The sequence below is a fragment of the Pseudomonas sp. GNP014 genome, assembly GCF_054344005.1.
The window spans coordinates 2,371,120-2,386,633 of sequence record NZ_JBTGUS010000001.1; the positions used below are offsets into that span (position 1 = coordinate 2,371,120).

14 protein-coding genes and 2 pseudogenes are annotated in these 15,514 nt (G+C 59.3%); 10 read left to right on the forward strand and 6 right to left on the reverse strand.

The window, feature by feature from the left end:
- Positions 1 to 384: 384 nt before the first annotated feature.
- Complete coding sequence (gene yaaA, locus ACXX9E_RS10515; RefSeq protein WP_222833612.1) at positions 385 to 1,164, reverse strand: peroxide stress protein YaaA; 780 nt, start codon at positions 1,162 to 1,164, stop codon at positions 385 to 387.
- A 327-nt stretch (positions 1,165 to 1,491) separates the two neighbouring features.
- Between yaaA and ACXX9E_RS10520 the strand changes: the two genes are divergently transcribed.
- The 8 genes and pseudogenes from ACXX9E_RS10520 to aotJ all read left to right on the forward strand — a co-directional run bounded on the left by ACXX9E_RS10520 (position 1,492) and on the right by aotJ (position 7,342).
- The gene (locus ACXX9E_RS10520; protein WP_458555401.1) at positions 1,492 to 2,616 is read left to right on the forward strand and encodes a polysaccharide deacetylase family protein; all 1,125 of its coding nucleotides are present in this window, start codon (positions 1,492 to 1,494) and stop codon (positions 2,614 to 2,616) included.
- Positions 2,617 to 2,965: 349 nt separating this feature from the next.
- A complete protein-coding gene (locus tag ACXX9E_RS10525; protein WP_128614819.1) occupies positions 2,966 to 4,360 on the forward strand; it encodes a PhoH family protein in 1,395 nt (464 codons plus the stop codon).
- A 169-nt stretch (positions 4,361 to 4,529) separates the two neighbouring features.
- Positions 4,530 to 5,003: a cyclic pyranopterin monophosphate synthase MoaC gene (moaC, locus tag ACXX9E_RS10530; RefSeq protein WP_008080206.1), complete on the forward strand. Its 474-nt coding sequence runs from the start codon at positions 4,530 to 4,532 to the stop codon at positions 5,001 to 5,003.
- Positions 5,000 to 5,242: a MoaD/ThiS family protein gene (locus tag ACXX9E_RS10535; RefSeq protein ID WP_016985014.1), complete on the forward strand. Its 243-nt coding sequence runs from the start codon at positions 5,000 to 5,002 to the stop codon at positions 5,240 to 5,242. The genes moaC and ACXX9E_RS10535 overlap by 4 nt, the downstream gene beginning before the upstream one ends.
- A gap of 3 nt (positions 5,243 to 5,245) precedes the next feature.
- Positions 5,246 to 5,698 carry a molybdopterin synthase catalytic subunit MoaE gene (gene moaE, locus ACXX9E_RS10540; protein ID WP_016771590.1) on the forward strand — a complete coding sequence of 151 codons (453 nt, stop codon included), beginning with the start codon at positions 5,246 to 5,248 and terminating at the stop codon, positions 5,696 to 5,698.
- A gap of 12 nt (positions 5,699 to 5,710) precedes the next feature.
- Positions 5,711 to 5,980: pseudogene (locus ACXX9E_RS10545) on the forward strand (molybdenum cofactor biosynthesis protein MoaE); the annotation flags it as partial.
- Positions 5,981 to 5,992: 12 nt separating this feature from the next.
- Positions 5,993 to 6,262 (forward strand): annotated as a pseudogene (locus tag ACXX9E_RS10550) (molybdenum cofactor biosynthesis protein MoaE); the annotation flags it as partial.
- 303 nt (positions 6,263 to 6,565) lie between these two features.
- A complete protein-coding gene (gene aotJ / locus ACXX9E_RS10555) occupies positions 6,566 to 7,342 on the forward strand; it encodes an L-arginine-binding protein AotJ (protein ID WP_340134897.1) in 777 nt (258 codons plus the stop codon).
- 124 nt (positions 7,343 to 7,466) lie between these two features.
- Here aotJ and ACXX9E_RS10560 read toward each other — a convergent pair whose 3' ends face one another.
- The 5 genes from ACXX9E_RS10560 to ACXX9E_RS10580 all read right to left on the reverse strand — a co-directional run bounded on the left by ACXX9E_RS10560 (position 7,467) and on the right by ACXX9E_RS10580 (position 12,763).
- Complete coding sequence (locus tag ACXX9E_RS10560) at positions 7,467 to 8,093, reverse strand: helix-turn-helix transcriptional regulator (protein WP_123464853.1); 627 nt, start codon at positions 8,091 to 8,093, stop codon at positions 7,467 to 7,469.
- A 92-nt stretch (positions 8,094 to 8,185) separates the two neighbouring features.
- Entirely contained in the window at positions 8,186 to 9,313 is a 1,128-nt protein-coding gene (locus tag ACXX9E_RS10565; protein WP_458555402.1) for an NAD(P)/FAD-dependent oxidoreductase, read from the reverse strand.
- Positions 9,314 to 9,462: 149 nt separating this feature from the next.
- Positions 9,463 to 10,407, reverse strand: a complete 945-nt coding sequence (locus ACXX9E_RS10570) for an ornithine cyclodeaminase family protein (protein ID WP_458555403.1) — start codon at positions 10,405 to 10,407, stop codon at positions 9,463 to 9,465.
- 136 nt (positions 10,408 to 10,543) lie between these two features.
- Entirely contained in the window at positions 10,544 to 12,010 is a 1,467-nt protein-coding gene (gene rhlB, locus ACXX9E_RS10575) for an ATP-dependent RNA helicase RhlB (RefSeq protein WP_123464859.1), read from the reverse strand.
- A gap of 96 nt (positions 12,011 to 12,106) precedes the next feature.
- A complete protein-coding gene (locus ACXX9E_RS10580) occupies positions 12,107 to 12,763 on the reverse strand; it encodes an alpha/beta hydrolase (protein ID WP_123464861.1) in 657 nt (218 codons plus the stop codon).
- Between the two features lie 468 nt (positions 12,764 to 13,231).
- Here ACXX9E_RS10580 and ACXX9E_RS10585 point away from each other — a divergent pair, with 468 nt between their 5' ends.
- Together ACXX9E_RS10585 and ACXX9E_RS10590 are read left to right on the forward strand one after the other, a co-directional pair.
- A complete protein-coding gene (locus ACXX9E_RS10585; RefSeq protein WP_095050968.1) occupies positions 13,232 to 14,263 on the forward strand; it encodes an amino acid ABC transporter substrate-binding protein in 1,032 nt (343 codons plus the stop codon).
- A 66-nt stretch (positions 14,264 to 14,329) separates the two neighbouring features.
- Positions 14,330 to 15,511: an amino acid ABC transporter permease gene (locus ACXX9E_RS10590; RefSeq protein ID WP_123464863.1), complete on the forward strand. Its 1,182-nt coding sequence runs from the start codon at positions 14,330 to 14,332 to the stop codon at positions 15,509 to 15,511.
- Positions 15,512 to 15,514: the final 3 nt, after the last annotated feature.

Genomic DNA, 15,514 nt, shown 5'->3' on the forward strand with positions numbered 1-15,514 from the left:
TGCGTAAGTTATCTCGTACAAACTCGGCGATAATCGTTACCGGTGGTATGAGCTATGCATTTGGACATAGTTCCTACCCGCTCATCGCGAAAACTGAAATTTTTTGAAATATTGATAAAGATGGCACTGGTCGCAAATTGATAGCACTTTCGACTTGGGCCTTTATTAATCGGTGTGTAATCGCGCTAGATAGTTTTGTGCCACTACCGTAAAAAAATTTACGTGCCACTACTGAAAAAAAGCGGGGCTGTCGAGTGAAACTAAAATTAGAATTTGAGGGGACGATTTTATGGCGCCAATAAAGTGGCGAAATACGGCGGGGGATTTTTGACATCGTGCGAGCTGCACGACTCTTTATAGAAAGCGTCGTGCAACCGGCATGCTTTATTCCGGAGCGTGGTCGCGCAAAAACACCAGATTGTCCGCTTTCGATTGCTCGGCACTGTAGCGATAGCCCTGTACATCGAACTGTTTGAGGGCGGCTGGATCGTTGATGCGTTCCTGAATCACAAAGCGGCTCATCAGGCCACGGGCTTTCTTGGCGTAGAAGCTGATGATTTTGTACTGGCCATTCTTCAGGTCCTTGAACTCGGTGTTGATGATCCGTGCGTTCAGGGCACTGCGCTTGACCGCCGAGAAGTACTCGTTGGAGGCCAGGTTCAGCAGCACGTCATCACCTTGTTCGGCCAGTGCTTCGTTGAGCCATTCGCTGATGCGTGTGCCCCAGAAGGCATACAGATCCTTGCCGCGGGCGTTGGCCAGTCTGGTGCCCATTTCCAGGCGATACGCTTGCATCAGGTCCAGGGGACGCAGCAGACCATAGAGGCCGGAGAGCATGCGCAGGTGTCTTTGGGCATAGTCGAAATCGGCTTCGCTGAAGGATTGCGCGTCGAGACCGGTATAGACGTCGCCTTTGAACGCGAGCAGCGCCTGCTTGGCGTTCTCGGGGGTGAACGCCGGCGTCCAGCTGCCGAAGCGCGCAGCGTTGAGCCCGCCGATCTTGTCCGACACGTGCATCAATTCGCTGATCTGCGCCGGGGTCAGGTCGCGCAGTTGCTGGATCAGTTCCTGGGAGTGATCGAGGTATTGCGGCTGGGTGAAGCGCTGGGTCGCCGGCGGTGTTTCGTAATCGAGGGTCTTGGCGGGGGAAATCACCATCAGCATGAAGTCGTCTCCTTTAATCGTGAGGGCGATTCTAGGGGGTTGTCCGAGTTGACTCCAGCTATGGGGGTTATAGGTATGTGCCAAGGTCGGCATTTGCGACGGCTGGTGGATTTTTCCCTCACCCCAGCCCTCTCCCGGAGGGCGAGGGAGCTGAACGCGTAGGACTGTCGATTTACGCCGAACTGAGCTATTGAGTTGAATGCTGAATTTGAAATCCACACAGATCGGCCCCCTCTCCCTCCGGGAGAGGGCTGGGGTGAGGGCGGCGTCCTTCAACCTTGTACATCAGCTATAGTGCCGCGCGGGTTTTGTTATGGAGACATCCCTTTGCGCATTGTTCTTTTCTTCACCGCGTGGCTGTTGAGCTTCGGTGCCGTAGCGGCACCGGGCGATGTGGCGACGCTGGATCGCAGTACCTGGCCGGAACAGCTCGGCAATCCGACCTTGTTCGACGTGGCGTCACGGGCGGAAATCCTGATGTTCGCCCGAGTCCTGCTCGGCACCGAGTCGCTGGACGAAACCGCACTGGCCCAGCGTCTGGGCCTGCGCACGGTCAATATCGACGCGATCAACGGCCTGCGCCAACGCGTGTGGCAACGCCTGCTGAGCAACTACAACTATGCCCAGCAAAGCTGCGATCAGGATGCGTCGTTCTGTTTCCTCGTCGAAGACCTGCCGACCCTGCGCGAGCAGGCTGCCAAGTTTGTGGTCAGTGACGACAGCTATTACACCAAATGGGCCGAACCGAGCCGGATCTTCCATGTGCAGTACCTCGACGAACTGATGCGCAAAGCCGCGCTGTCGCCGCAGACCAGCAGCGAAGTCGATCGTTTCGGAGACTACGAGCGCAATGGCGACCAGATGCATGACCGGCTGTTTCTGCTGACTTTCGACAGCGCCGCCAACCTCCAGCCGGACAACACTGACTGGCTCGCGGACTACCTGCGCAAGGCGAATCTGAGCGGGACATTCTTTGTCTTGGGCAAGGATATTCAGGCACGTCTGGCCGATCGCTCGGTGAACAACCTGCAAGCAGAGTTCTCGAAACAGTGTGTCGGCGTGCAGGGCTGGGAGTTCCGCTCCCACAGCTATTGGCAGGACTGGCAGGACTCGGTACGTCGCAGTGCTGATCTGGTGAAGAGCAAGTTGCCGGAAAACTACGTGCCGCTGTTCCGGCCGCCGGAGGGGCAGCGCCGCAGTGATGCACAAGGTTTCTTCAATACCCAGGGCCTGCAAGTGGCCCTGTGGGACATAGATGCACAGGACGGCGCCGGCAAACTCAAGGGCAGTGCGAGTGCGCAGCGGGTGCTGACTCTGATGCTGTTGTGGCGGCACGGGGTGATCAATTTCAACATGAAACAGGATGCGGTGAAGACGTCGTTGCCGTGGCTGATCACGCAGACCGCACAAAGCGGTATCGGCTGGGAAGATTGTCAGGACGCGTTTCGCTGATAAGCGGAAAAAGCCCGGAAACATTGGGCTTGGGGCGATTTTCTTGAAGAAAACGATGCGGGCGGACTTCCGACTCTAACGGTGTCGGGGGAGTCCGCCAAGGGCTTTTCGTCACTTTGCAAAATAAACTTAAAAAAACCGTCAAAGTGCTTTTTTATGTCATGGGTTTTGGAGTATTACGAAGACAGACCGCCGAAACCTGCAACACAGGTGGCGTCTCCCAAGACCCATTTTGTGTGCAGTTCATCTGCTCCTCGAACAAGAGCTTCGCAGGTGAATTCGGCAGTCACTTCGAGGCGCAGCACCGCCGAGGTATTGCGTCGAATGGCTCCCACAAAGGTGACCGAGTATGGATGATCACGGACGTAGCCCTTCTTCCAACCAGCCAATCCTTTATGTACTCGATACCAACGTATTGATTCACGATCCAAACGCCCTGCTGAATTTCGAAGAACACCACGTCGCGATCCCGATGACCGTGCTCGAAGAGCTGGACAAGCTCAAGAGCGGGCATCACAGCGTCGCGGCCGAGTGCCGCCAGGCCATCCGGCTGATCGACAAGACCCTGGGCGATGCTTCCCCGGAAGACGTTGAACTGGGTGTACCGATCCAGCGTGGCAAGGGCGGTCCGAAGGGCTTGCTGTCAATTCTGATGAGCAAGCAGGCCGAATCGAGTCTGATTCTGCCCGAGCACCTGAACGACAACAAAATCATCAACCAACTGATCGACCTGCACACTCGCGATCCGAAAAAACCGGTAGTGCTGGTTACCAAAGACATCAACATGCGCCTCAAGGCGCGCGCCTGCGGGATTGATGCCGAGGATTACAGCACCGACCAACTGGTCGATGACGTGTCCTTGCTGCCCAACGGCTACCACAACATGACCGGCTCCTTCTGGGACCGCGTCAGTAAGGTCGAAACCCGTCAGGACCACGGTCGCACCTGGCACCAGGTGCAACTGATCGACAACCTGCCGGCGGTGCACATCAACGAGTTCATCATTGATGAACAGGGCTTCGTGGGCTGGATCAAGGAGATCGACGAGGCCAAGCTGCTGATCCTCGATCTGCATCAGGAACCGCTGCTGCACCAGGAAGCCTGGGGGCTCAAGCCACGCGACATCTATCAGAGTCTGGCGCTGTACGCGTTGCTCGATCCGGACATTCACCTGGTTAACCTGTCGGGTGCCGCAGGCTCCGGTAAAACCATTCTGGCGCTGGCCGCAGCCATCGAGCAGACCATGGTCAGCAAGCGTTATCGGCGCATCATTGCCACCCGTAGCGTGCAGGGTCTGGACCAGGAAATCGGCTTCCTGCCCGGCACCGAAGCGGAAAAAATGGAGCCTTGGCTGGGCGCCATCACCGACAACCTCGAAGCCTTGCACATGGATGACGAAAACACCCATGGCAGCGTCGACTACATCCTCAGCAAAGTGCCGTTGCAGTTCAAATCGCTCAACTACATTCGCGGTCGCAGCTTCCAGCAGAGCCTGATCCTGATCGACGAATGCCAGAACCTCACGCCGCACCAGATGAAAACCATCATCACCCGGGCCGGCGCCGGTTCCAAAGTGGTGTGCCTGGGCAACCTGGCACAGATCGACACCCCTTACCTGTCCGCGACCAGCTCCGGACTGACCTACCTGACCGAACGCTTCAAGGACTTCCCCAACGGTGTGCACATCACCCTGCAAGGGGTGCCTCGCTCGATCCTGGCCGAATACGCCGAATCTCACCTCTGAGAGGAGCAGCTCCAAGCCGCAAGCTGCAAGTGGTCCAAGTGAACTTCACTTGCCGCTTGAAGCTTGCGGCTTTCGGCTGTTTAAATGCGAGCTTTCCTGACGCCTGCCTACCGCGCTTTTAACTTGCCGCTTGTAGCTTGCCGCTTGCAGCTGCCTCAAGGAGGCCCCCGTGCTGACTCATCTCGATTCCCAAGGTCGCGCCAACATGGTCGACGTCACCGAAAAAGCCGTGACGTTCCGTGAAGCGACGGCTCAAGCGCTGGTGCGCATGCTCCCCGAAACCCTGCAGATGATCGTCAGCGGCGGCCATCCCAAGGGCGACGTGTTCGCCGTGGCGCGCATTGCCGGCATTCAGGCCGCGAAGAAGACCAGCGATCTGATCCCGCTGTGCCATCCGTTGATGCTGACCGGCGTCAAAGTCGAACTCAGCGCTGAAGGCGAAGACAGCGTGCGCATCGTCGCCCGTTGCAAGCTCTCCGGGCAGACCGGCGTCGAGATGGAAGCCCTGACCGCTGCCAGCGTCGCCGCGCTGACCATCTATGACATGTGCAAAGCCGTGGATCGCGGCATGACCATCGAAAGCGTACGTCTGCTGGAGAAAGTCGGCGGCAAGAGCGGGCACTTTCAGGCGGAGCAGCCATGAACCTGACCGTGAAGTTTTTCGCCCGTTACCGTGAGGCGCTGGGGGTTGATTCGGTAAAGGTCGAAGGTGATTTCGCCACCGTCGATGACGTGCGCGCATTGCTCGCGCAACGTGACGGTGCCGAGGTATTGAGCGAGCAGAACCTGATGTGTGCGCGCAACGAGGATCTCTGCCAGCTCGACGAGCCAGTGGTCGATGGCGACGAAGTGGCGTTTTTCCCCACCGTGACCGGAGGCTGAGGCATGGCGATTCGTGTGCAGGCCACGCCGTTCGATCCGGGCGCTGAAGTCAATGCGATGCATGCGGCCAATGTCGGCGTCGGGGCGGTGGTGAGTTTTGTCGGTTATGTGCGCGACTTCAACGATGGGTTGGATGTGGCAGGAATGTTCCTTGAGCATTATCCCGGTATGACCGAAAAAGCCCTGGGCAAGATCGCTGTAGAAGCCGAGCAGCGCTGGCCGTTGCTGAAACTGGAAGTGCTGCACCGCATCGGCGCGCTGGAGCCCGGCGAGCCGATCGTCTTTGTCGGCGCCGCCAGCGCCCATCGCCAGGCCGCATTCGATGCCTGCGCCTTTGTCATGGACTACCTGAAAACCCGTGCGCCGTTCTGGAAGAAAGAAAACACCAGCGACGGCCCGCGTTGGGTCGAAGGGCGTGACAGCGATCACGCCGCCGCCGATCGCTGGAAGAAATAAGTTCTCTAGCGCCTTCCAATCCGCCATCGCTGGCAAGCCAGCTCCCACAGGGTTTTGCGTCGTGCACATATTTTTTGTGCACCACTGAAACTGTGGGAGCCGATCGTGTTTGTCGGCGCCGCCAGCGCTCATCGCCAGGCCGCATTCGATGCCTGCGCCTTTGTCATGGACTACCTCAAAACCCGTGCGCCGTTCTGGAAGAAAGAAAACACCAGCGACGGCCCGCGTTGGGTCGAAGGGCGTGACAGCGATCACGCCGCCGCCGATCGCTGGAAGAAATAAGTTCTCTAGCGCCTTCCAATCCGCCATCGCTGGCAAGCCAGCTCCCACAGGGTTTTGCGTCGTGCACATATTTTTTGTGCACCACTGAAACTGTGGGAGCCGATCGTGTTTGTCGGCGCCGCCAGCGCTCATCGCCAGGCTGCATTCGATGCCTGCGCCTTTGTCATGGACTACCTCAAAACCCGTGCGCCGTTCTGGAAGAAAGAAACCACCAGCGACGGCCCGCGTTGGGTCGAAGGGCGTGACAGCGATCACGCCGCCGCCGATCGCTGGAAGAAATAAGTTCTCTAGCGCCTTCCAATCCGCCATCGCTGGCAAGCCAGCTCCCACAGGGTTTTGCGTCGTGCACATATTTTTTGTGCACCACTGAAACTGTGGGAGCTGGCTTGCCAGCGATGAGGCCATCTGCAACACCAAAAAACCTCGCAGACACTCTCTTCTCGCTGATTGACGGCTTGTACCTATGAGTCCAATATGGATTTCCAAGTACAAAAAAACAGCTTCAGTCTGGCCGCTCTTAGCTCCCCGCTTCTAGCTGCTCTTCTTCATCTTGCCAAACCAACAACAACCCGCGAGAGAACGAACATGAAGAAATTCCCCCTCATCACCGGTCTGGCCCTGAGCCTGTTGGCGTGCACCAGCGCGTTCGCCGCCGAGCAACCCCTGCGCATCGGTATTGAAGCGGCTTACCCGCCGTTCGCCTCGAAAACCGACAAGGGCGAAATCGTCGGGTTCGACTACGACATCGGCAATGCCCTATGCGCGCAGATGAAGGTCAAGTGTGTGTGGGTCGAGGGTGAGTTCGACGGTCTGATTCCTTCGCTCAAGGTGAAGAAAATCGACATGGCCCTGTCGTCCATGACCATCAACGAAGATCGCAAGAAGTCGGTGGATTTCACCCACAAGTACTATTTCACTTCGTCGCGGCTGGTGATGAAGGACGGCGCCACCGTCGATGATCAGTACGCCAGCCTCAAGGGCAAGAACGTCGGCGTGCAGCGCGCCACCACCACCGACCGTTATGCCACCGAGGTGTTCGAACCCAAGGGCATCAACGTCAAGCGCTACAGCAACAACGAAGAAATCTACATGGACCTGGCGGCCGGACGCCTCGATGCCATTTTTGCCGACACCATTCCGTTGAACGACTTTCTGTCGATGCCGCGCGGCAAGGGCTATGCGTTTGTCGGGCCGGAGCTGAAGGATCCGAAGTACGTGGGCGAGGGCGCCGGGATTGCGGTGCGCAAGGGCAATGCCGAGTTGGTCAGTCAGTTGAACACGGCCATCGACGGGATTCGTGCGAGTGGCGAGTATCAGAAGATTTCCGAGAAGTATTTCAAGTCCGACATCTACGGCGACTGATCGTCCGCTATCGCTGGCAAGCCGGCTCCCACAGGTTTTTGGGTGGACACAAACGCTGTGTTCGATTCAATAACTGTGGGAGCTGGCTTGCCAGCGATGGGGCCGCAACTGTCAATTCAGATCTCTAGCCCTTCAATTCCTTCAGGTGCTTGTACACCGTCGCCCGCCCCATGTTCAGCACATTGGCCACATAGTTCGACGCGCTCTTGCCCTTGAACGCGCCCTCGGCGTGCAGGGCCAGCACCAGCTCGCGTTTGTGATCGCGGGTCAGCAGATTCAGGCTCAGCTGCCGCTCGCGCAGCCAGGCGTGGAGGAAGGTGTTGATGCGCTCCTGCCAGTCATCGCGAAACAGAGAGTCCGGTTGCGGGATCAGTTTGCTCGGCGACAGAAACAGGTCCAGCGCCGCCTTCGCATTTTCGAACAGCGAAATATTCAGGTTGATGCACAGCACCGCCAGCGGCAGACCTTCGCTGTCGCGCAATACGGTGCTCAGGCTGCGGATTTTCTGACCGTCCCAGTTGAGCTTTTCGTACGGGCCGATGTTGCGGTCGCTGACATCTTCGCTAAGCATGTCTTCCAGCGACGACTCATCACCGATCACTCGCTTGGACAGATTGTTGGCGATGTAGTCGACTTTTTGCGTGCGCAGGTCGTGCAGCACCACTTCGGCGTGGGGAAAGAACAGCGTGGCGATGGCGTCGGCGATGGCACGGAAGTTATCCAGTGCCGGATCGAATTCGGGGGCAGTCATGACTGTGGAGCTCCAGGCGGCGTCAGCGCCCCCGTGCACGGGGGCGCTGCGAGTGTGCCGCAATCCGTTGGGCGCGTCATCCGCAGGGGCCATCAGCGCAGCCGTGAAGGGGAGAGCATGGCGCTGCTGAGGCCGAACTGCTGCAGATGCTCCGGCAACGACTGACCGCGCACCAGTGCCGCACTGGCCTGGCCCATCGCCGGAGAAGTCTGGATACCGTAACCGCCCTGCGCCGCGACCCAGAACAGCCCCGGCACCTGCTGATCGAAACCACTGAGCAGGTCACCGTCGGCGACGAAGCTGCGCAAACCGGCCCAGGTCCGGGTCGGGCGGCGGATGGTCAGCGTCGTGGCTTCTTCGATCTGGTAGATGCCCATGGCGATGTCCAGCTCCTCCGGCTGCACGTCGTGAGGTTCGACCGGATCGGCATTCGCTGGCGAGCCGAGGAACATTCCGGCGTCGGGCTTCATGTAGAACGATTCGTCGAGGCTGACCAGCATCGGCCAGTGATGAATGTCGACGCCTTCGGGCCCGGCGAAGATAAACGCGGCGCGGCGTTTCGGTTGCAGGCCCAGCGGGCGGGCGCCGGCCAATGCGCCGATCTTGTCGGCCCAGGCGCCGGCGGCGTTGATGATGATCGGGGCGCTGAACGTCTGGCTATTGGTTTGCACTTGCCACTGGCCGTCAGCGTCGCGACTCAGGCTCAGCACCTCGCAATCGGTGTGTACTTCGCCGTTGTTGCGGCGGATGCCGCGCAGGTAACCCTGATGCAGGGCGTCGGTGTCGATGTCGCTGGCGGTCGGGTCGTAGATCGCGCCATGGACTTTCTCCCGACGCAGGATCGGCAGACGGGCGCAGGCTTCGTCGGCGCTGAGTAATTGCATCTCCGGCACCGTGGCTTTGGCGCTGAGGTACTGGTTGTTCAGTTCAGCGGCGTCGCCGGTGAAATCGACAGTCATTTCGCCGCGCGGGGTCAGCAATGGATGCTCGCAGAAGCCACTCGGCGGCTGATCGAAAAACTCACGGCTGGCGAGGGTCAGCGCGCGCACCTGCGGCGTTCCGTACGCGGCGGTGTAGAGCGCCGCCGAGCGTCCGGTGGAGTGGTAAGCCGGGTGCGACTCACGTTCCAGCACGATCACTTTGGCGTGCGGCGACAGCCAGAAACCGGTGGAAGCGCCGGCAATCCCGCCGCCAATGATGATGAAGTCTGCCTGGCTCATGAATGTCTCCGGGGTGGACGCGATATCAAGAAGTTCGCGATCTCCTGTAGGAGTGAGCCTGCTCGCGATAGCGCTTTTGCATTCAACATTATCGTTGACTGATATACCGCTATCGCGAGCAGGCTCACTCCTACAGGGGATTTGTGGTGTTAGTTGGTCAAGTGATAAAGCGCATTGGCCAGGGCGATGTCTTCCAGGCCCAGACCAATTGAGCGGAAAAATACGTGACGGTTGTAACCGGGGCGCGGCACTTTCTCGCTGAGCAGGTCGGCGAGGTCACCGACGATCAAATCCTTGCTCCAGCCATGCTGTTCGGTCGCGATCAGCATCTCACCTGCCGAACCCGGCGTGGTCAGACGATAGTCACAGAATACCTGCATGTCGCCCAGGTTCTGCGGCGGCACTTCATGGGCGCGTGGCGCGTTGGTGCTGATCGAGGTGATCAGCGCCGGTTTGCTCAAGGTGGCCGGGTCGATGACCGGCCCGGCGGACGAGGTGCAGAGCATGATCACGTCAGCATCGTCGAGGGCGGTGTCGCGGCTGTCGGCAATTTTCACGCCCGGGAAGATCGCTTTCAGCTGCGCCCGGGTTTGCGCATCTTCCGACAGGCTCGGCGAATACACGCTGATGCTCTGCCAGTCACGCAAGCCTTTCACATAATGAAGATGTGCCTGAGCGACCTTGCCGCTGCCGATGATCGCCAGTCGCGACGCATTCAGCGGGGCGAGGGCATCGACGGCCACTGCCGTGGTCGCGGCGGTACGTGCGGTGGTCAGTTCACCGGCATCGCACAGCAGCAGTGGCTGACCGGTGTGCATCGACATCAACAGTGTCCACGCTGTCACCAGTGCACCTTGCTCGCGAACGATATACGGCGAGGTTTTCACGCCGTACACACCGTCCTCCGCCAGCACGCCCAGATAATTGATGAAGTCGCCGGCACCCTGCGGGAATTCCACCAGTTGCTGCGCCGGTTGCACGGCATGGCCGGCGGCAAGATCGCGGAACAGCTTGCGCAGGATCTGCGGCACATCAATACGCGCCAGCAGCGCACGAGCCTCGGCTTGGTCAATCACGTAGGGCTTACTGGACATGTCAGGCTCCGCAGTCTAGATGTAAACTAATTTGTCTATTATGGACTTTTAGTTTTGTCTCGCAAGCGCCTGATGAACTGCCGGGCGAAAAAAAAGCGCAGTCCGTTGCCGGCTGCGCTTCTTTTAATGGCGTCGCTTACTGCGGACGCTTGCGCTCAACCGCACGCAGCAGATGCGTCGGTGGCGTTTCACAGCTGATCTTGCGGCCCAGCTTCTCTTCGATGGACGGCAACTGGTAGGAGTCGTCTTCACCGGCGAAGCTGATCGACACCCCGTCGGCACCTGCGCGACCGGTACGGCCGATGCGGTGCACGTAGTCGTCCGGCACTTCCGGCAGGGTGAAGTTGATCACGTGGCTGATGCCGTCGATGTGGATGCCGCGACCGGCGACATCGGTGGCCACCAGTACGCGGATCTTGCCTTCGCGGAAGCCTTCCAGGGTCTTGATGCGCTTGTGTTGCGGCACGTCGCCGGACAGTTGCGCGGCGTTGATGCCGTCACGCACCAGGCGTTCTTCGATACGGCGCACTTCGTCCTTGCGGTTGGCAAACACGATCACCCGCTCCCAGCCGTTGTCGTTGACCAGGTTGTAGAGCAGTTTGTATTTGTCGGCACCGGCTACCGCGTAAATGTGCTGCTCGACGTTTTCGTTGGCCACGTTGGTGACTTCGATTTCGACGATCGCAGGATCGGTGGTCCATTGCTTGGCCAGGTTCATCACGTCTTCGGTGAAGGTCGCGGAGAACAGCAGGGTCTGGCGTTCGCTTTTCGGTGGGGTCTGGCGAATGATCTGCCGCACTTGCGGGATGAAGCCCATGTCGAGCATGCGGTCGGCTTCGTCCAGCACCATCACTTCGACCATGTCCAGGTGCACGTCGCCACGCTGGTTGAAGTCGAGCAGACGGCCCGGGGTAGCGACGAGGATGTCGCAGTGCCGCGCTTCGAGGTGTTTGAGCTGCTTGTCGAAATCCATACCGCCCACGAACGTCATCACGTTGAGGCCGGTGTACTTGGTCAGGTCGGCGGCGTCCTTGGCGATCTGCACCACCAGCTCACGGGTCGGCGCGATGATCAGCGCACGGGGTTCGCCCATGTAGCGTTCTTTCGGCGGCGGTGTCTGCAACAACTGAGTGATGATCGAGATCAGGAACGCGGCGGTCTTGCCGGTACCGGTCTGCGCCCGACCGATGGCGTCTTTGCCGGCGAGGGTGAAACCCAGCACCTGCGCCTGGATCGGCGTGCAATACGGAAACCCCAGGTCCTGGATGGCGTGCATCAGTTCTGGAGCGAGTTTGAAGTCGTGAAAGCGGGTTTTGCCTTCCTGGGGTTCGACGGCGAAATCTTCGAGTTTCCAGGGAATGACCGGTGCCTTGGGCTTCGGTTCGCGGCGCGGCCTGGCCGGTTTCGGTGCTTCGGTGCGCACAGGTGCGGCGGCGATAGCAGGTTGCGGCTCGGACTCGGGTGTCGCTACCGGAGCCGGACGTTCAGCCTTGGGCGCATCGCTGCGGGGGCCGGGGGCGTGCGACGGCGCACTGGGAACTGGCGCGAGCTGCTCAGCCTCGCTTTTACCGAACATTTTCTTGAGTGCTTCGAGCACGGTCATCTCATCAATTGATTAAGGAATGTACGCCGGCCAGTGTAATGCAAGAAACGGGCGCGGCGTAGTGGGATGATCAAAGCGGTCCGCCAAGCGGCCGAATCAGCGCAGGTGCTCGCTCAGCCAGATGCCGATATCGCGAATTTCTTCGGGTAACACTTCGTGCTCCATTGGGTATTCCTGCCATGTCACGGTGACACCATGCTTCACCAAATGCTCATAGGCACTGCGCCCCATCGAGTTCTGCACCACGTTATCGAACTGGCCGTGCAGGCACAGAGCGGGAATGCGCTGCTGACTGGCTGAAAACTCCATCTCGTCGGTAAAGGTCGGGGCATACGTGGAGAGGGCAAGGACGCCACCCAGCGGGCCTTCCCATTTCCTGAAAGCGGTGTGCAGCACTACGGCGCCACCCTGGGAAAAACCGGCAAGGAAAATCCGCGAGGCGTCTATTCCGCTAGCTCGCTGCACGTCGATCAGTTTGACGATGCGATCTGACGATTCTTCCAGTTGCTCGCGGTCAATCGCCCGCGCCGGGCTCATGGCCTTTATGTCGTACCAGCTCGGCATTGCATAACCGCCATTGATGGTGACGGGCAGGGTTGGCGCCTGCGGCAGAACGAAGCGAGTGCTCAGCAAGGTTTCCTGCAGGGCTTCGGCCACTGGCAGGAAGTCGTAACGATCAGCGCCGAGGCCGTGCAGCCAGATAACGCAGGCGTCTGCGGGCTTGACGGGTTCAAGAATAAGGGGCTCGGTCATGGCTGCTCCAATAGTGTGCGGGCGCGCTCATTGAGTGCGTGATTTGCGTGCGCGTCCGGTCGATCCGTTAAGAAGATGTCGCAAGGCTACAAGTTTTGCTATTGACCTGTCGCGCAATCGCTTAAGCAAGCGGTGTGGTACGGGCTTTGCTTTGGAGGACTCTGTACGAAGCATCCTGCGCGCGGCGGTAACACTATCAGTGTACGACTTGCGACGGGATTGCAACGAATCCGGTGATGGATGTTCGCCAATGGCCACTACGGGCTTAGCGAACGTGAAAGGGCTACAGCCCGTTCGGCCGATTGGTGAGAAGTGAGTTGTCCATGATGTGGATTTTCTCCTACTAGACTCATAGCGAAGGTCTTACGTCGGTTGACCCCAAAAAAAGCCAACACGGGTCAACAACGCCTCAAAAGGGTGCGACTGGACTCAAGCTCCGACACAACAAGAGCAAAACTGGAGGTTTGAATGAAGATGTTGAAATCCACTCTGGCGATCGTGACTGCAGCAACAGTGCTCGGCGTCAGCGGGTTCGCTCAGGCGGGTGCAACCCTGGATGCCGTGCAGAAGAAGGGTTTCGTGCAGTGTGGCGTGAGCGACGGTCTGCCGGGCTTCTCGGTTCCGGACGCAACCGGCAAGATCCTCGGCATCGACGCTGACGTCTGCCGTGCCGTGGCCGCTGCGGTATTCGGCGACGCGACCAAGGTCAAGTTCAGTCAGTTGAACGCCAAGGAGCGCTTCACCGCGCTGCAATCGGGCGAGATCGACATCCTGTCGCGCAACACCACCATGACCAGCTCGCGTGACGCAGGCATGGGCCTGAAATTCCCGGGCTTCATCACCTACTACGATGGCATCGGCTTCCTGGTAAACAACAAGCTGGGCGTGAAGAGTGCCAAGGAACTGGACGGTGCAACCATCTGCATCCAGGCCGGTACCACCACCGAACTGAACGTTTCCGACTACTTCCGTGGCAACGGTCTGAAATACACCCCGATCACCTTCGACACCTCCGATGAAAGCGCCAAGTCGCTGGAATCCGGTCGTTGCGACGTGCTGACCTCGGACAAATCCCAACTCTTCGCCCAGCGCTCCAAGCTGGCCTCGCCGAAGGACTACGTGGTTCTGCCGGAAACCATTTCCAAAGAACCGCTGGGCCCGGTCGTGCGTAACGGCGACGACGAGTGGCTGGCCATCGTGCGCTGGGTTGGCTACGCGCTGCTCAACGCTGAAGAAGCCGGCATCACTTCGAAGAACGTCGAAGCCGAAGCCAAGTCGACCAAGAACCCGGACGTCGCGCGGATGCTCGGCGCTGACGGTGAATACGGTAAAGATCTGAAACTGCCGAAAGACTGGGTTGTGCAGATCGTCAAGCAAGTCGGCAACTACGGTGAAATCTTCGAGAAAAACCTCGGCAAGAGCACGCCGCTGGAAATCGACCGTGGCCTGAACGCCCTGTGGAACAACGGCGGCATTCAGTACGCACCACCAGTGCGCTAATGGTTCTATCGCCCGGCGGGCCAACCGCCGGGTGATGTTCTTGTTCCATTTCTTCCGGGGCACTTCATGCAAAATTCAATCGGCGCACCAAAGCAGAGGCTCAGCCTCAGCGATCCACGAGTGCGTGCGTGGCTCTTCCAGATCATCACCGTTGTGGCGGTGGTCTCGCTGGGCTGGTACCTGTTCGACAACACGCAAACCAACCTTCAGCACCGGGGCATTACCTCCGGTTTCGGCTTTCTGGAGCGCAGTGCCGGGTTCGGCATCGCTCAACACCTGATCGACTACACCGAAGCGGACAGTTATGCCCGGGTGTTTGTCATCGGTCTGCTCAACACGTTGCTGGTGACCGTGATCGGCGTGATCCTGGCGACGATCCTCGGGTTCATCATCGGTGTGGCGCGGCTGTCGCAGAACTGGATCATCAGCAAACTGGCGACCGTGTATGTGGAAGTGTTCCGCAACATTCCGCCGCTGCTGCAAATCCTGTTCTGGTATTTCGCGGTGTTCCTGACCATGCCGGGGCCGCGCAACAGTCACAACTTCGGCGACACCTTCTTCGTCAGCAGCCGTGGCCTGAACATGCCGGCCGCACTGGCAGCCGACGGTTTCTGGGCGTTCGTGATCAGCATCGTCGTGGCCATCATCGCCACGGTCCTGATGTGCCGCTGGGCCAACAAACGCTTCGAAGAAACCGGCGTGCCGTTCCACAAGTTCTGGACGGGGCTGGCGATCATGCTGGTGATCCCGGCCTTGTGCGCGCTGATCTTCGGCGCCCCGCTGCACTGGGAGATGCCGAAGCTGCAAGGCTTCAACTTCGTCGGTGGCTGGGTGTTGATCCCGGAACTGCTCGCCCTGACGCTGGCCCTGACTGTGTACACCGCGGCGTTCATCGCCGAGATCGTGCGTTCCGGGATCAAGTCGGTCAGCCACGGCCAGACCGAAGCGGCACGCTCCCTCGGCCTGCGCAACGGTCCGACCCTGCGCAAGGTGATCATCCCGCAAGCCCTGCGCGTGATCATTCCGCCACTGACCAGCCAATACCTGAACCTGGCGAAAAACTCGTCCCTGGCGGCCGGTATCGGTTACCCGGAAATGGTTTCGCTGTTCGCCGGCACCGTGCTCAACCAGACCGGTCAGGCGATCGAGGTGATTGCCATCACCATGAGCGTTTACCTGGCGATCAGTATCAGCATTTCCCTGCTGATGAACTGGTACAACAAGCGCATTGCGCTGATCGAGCGGTAAGGA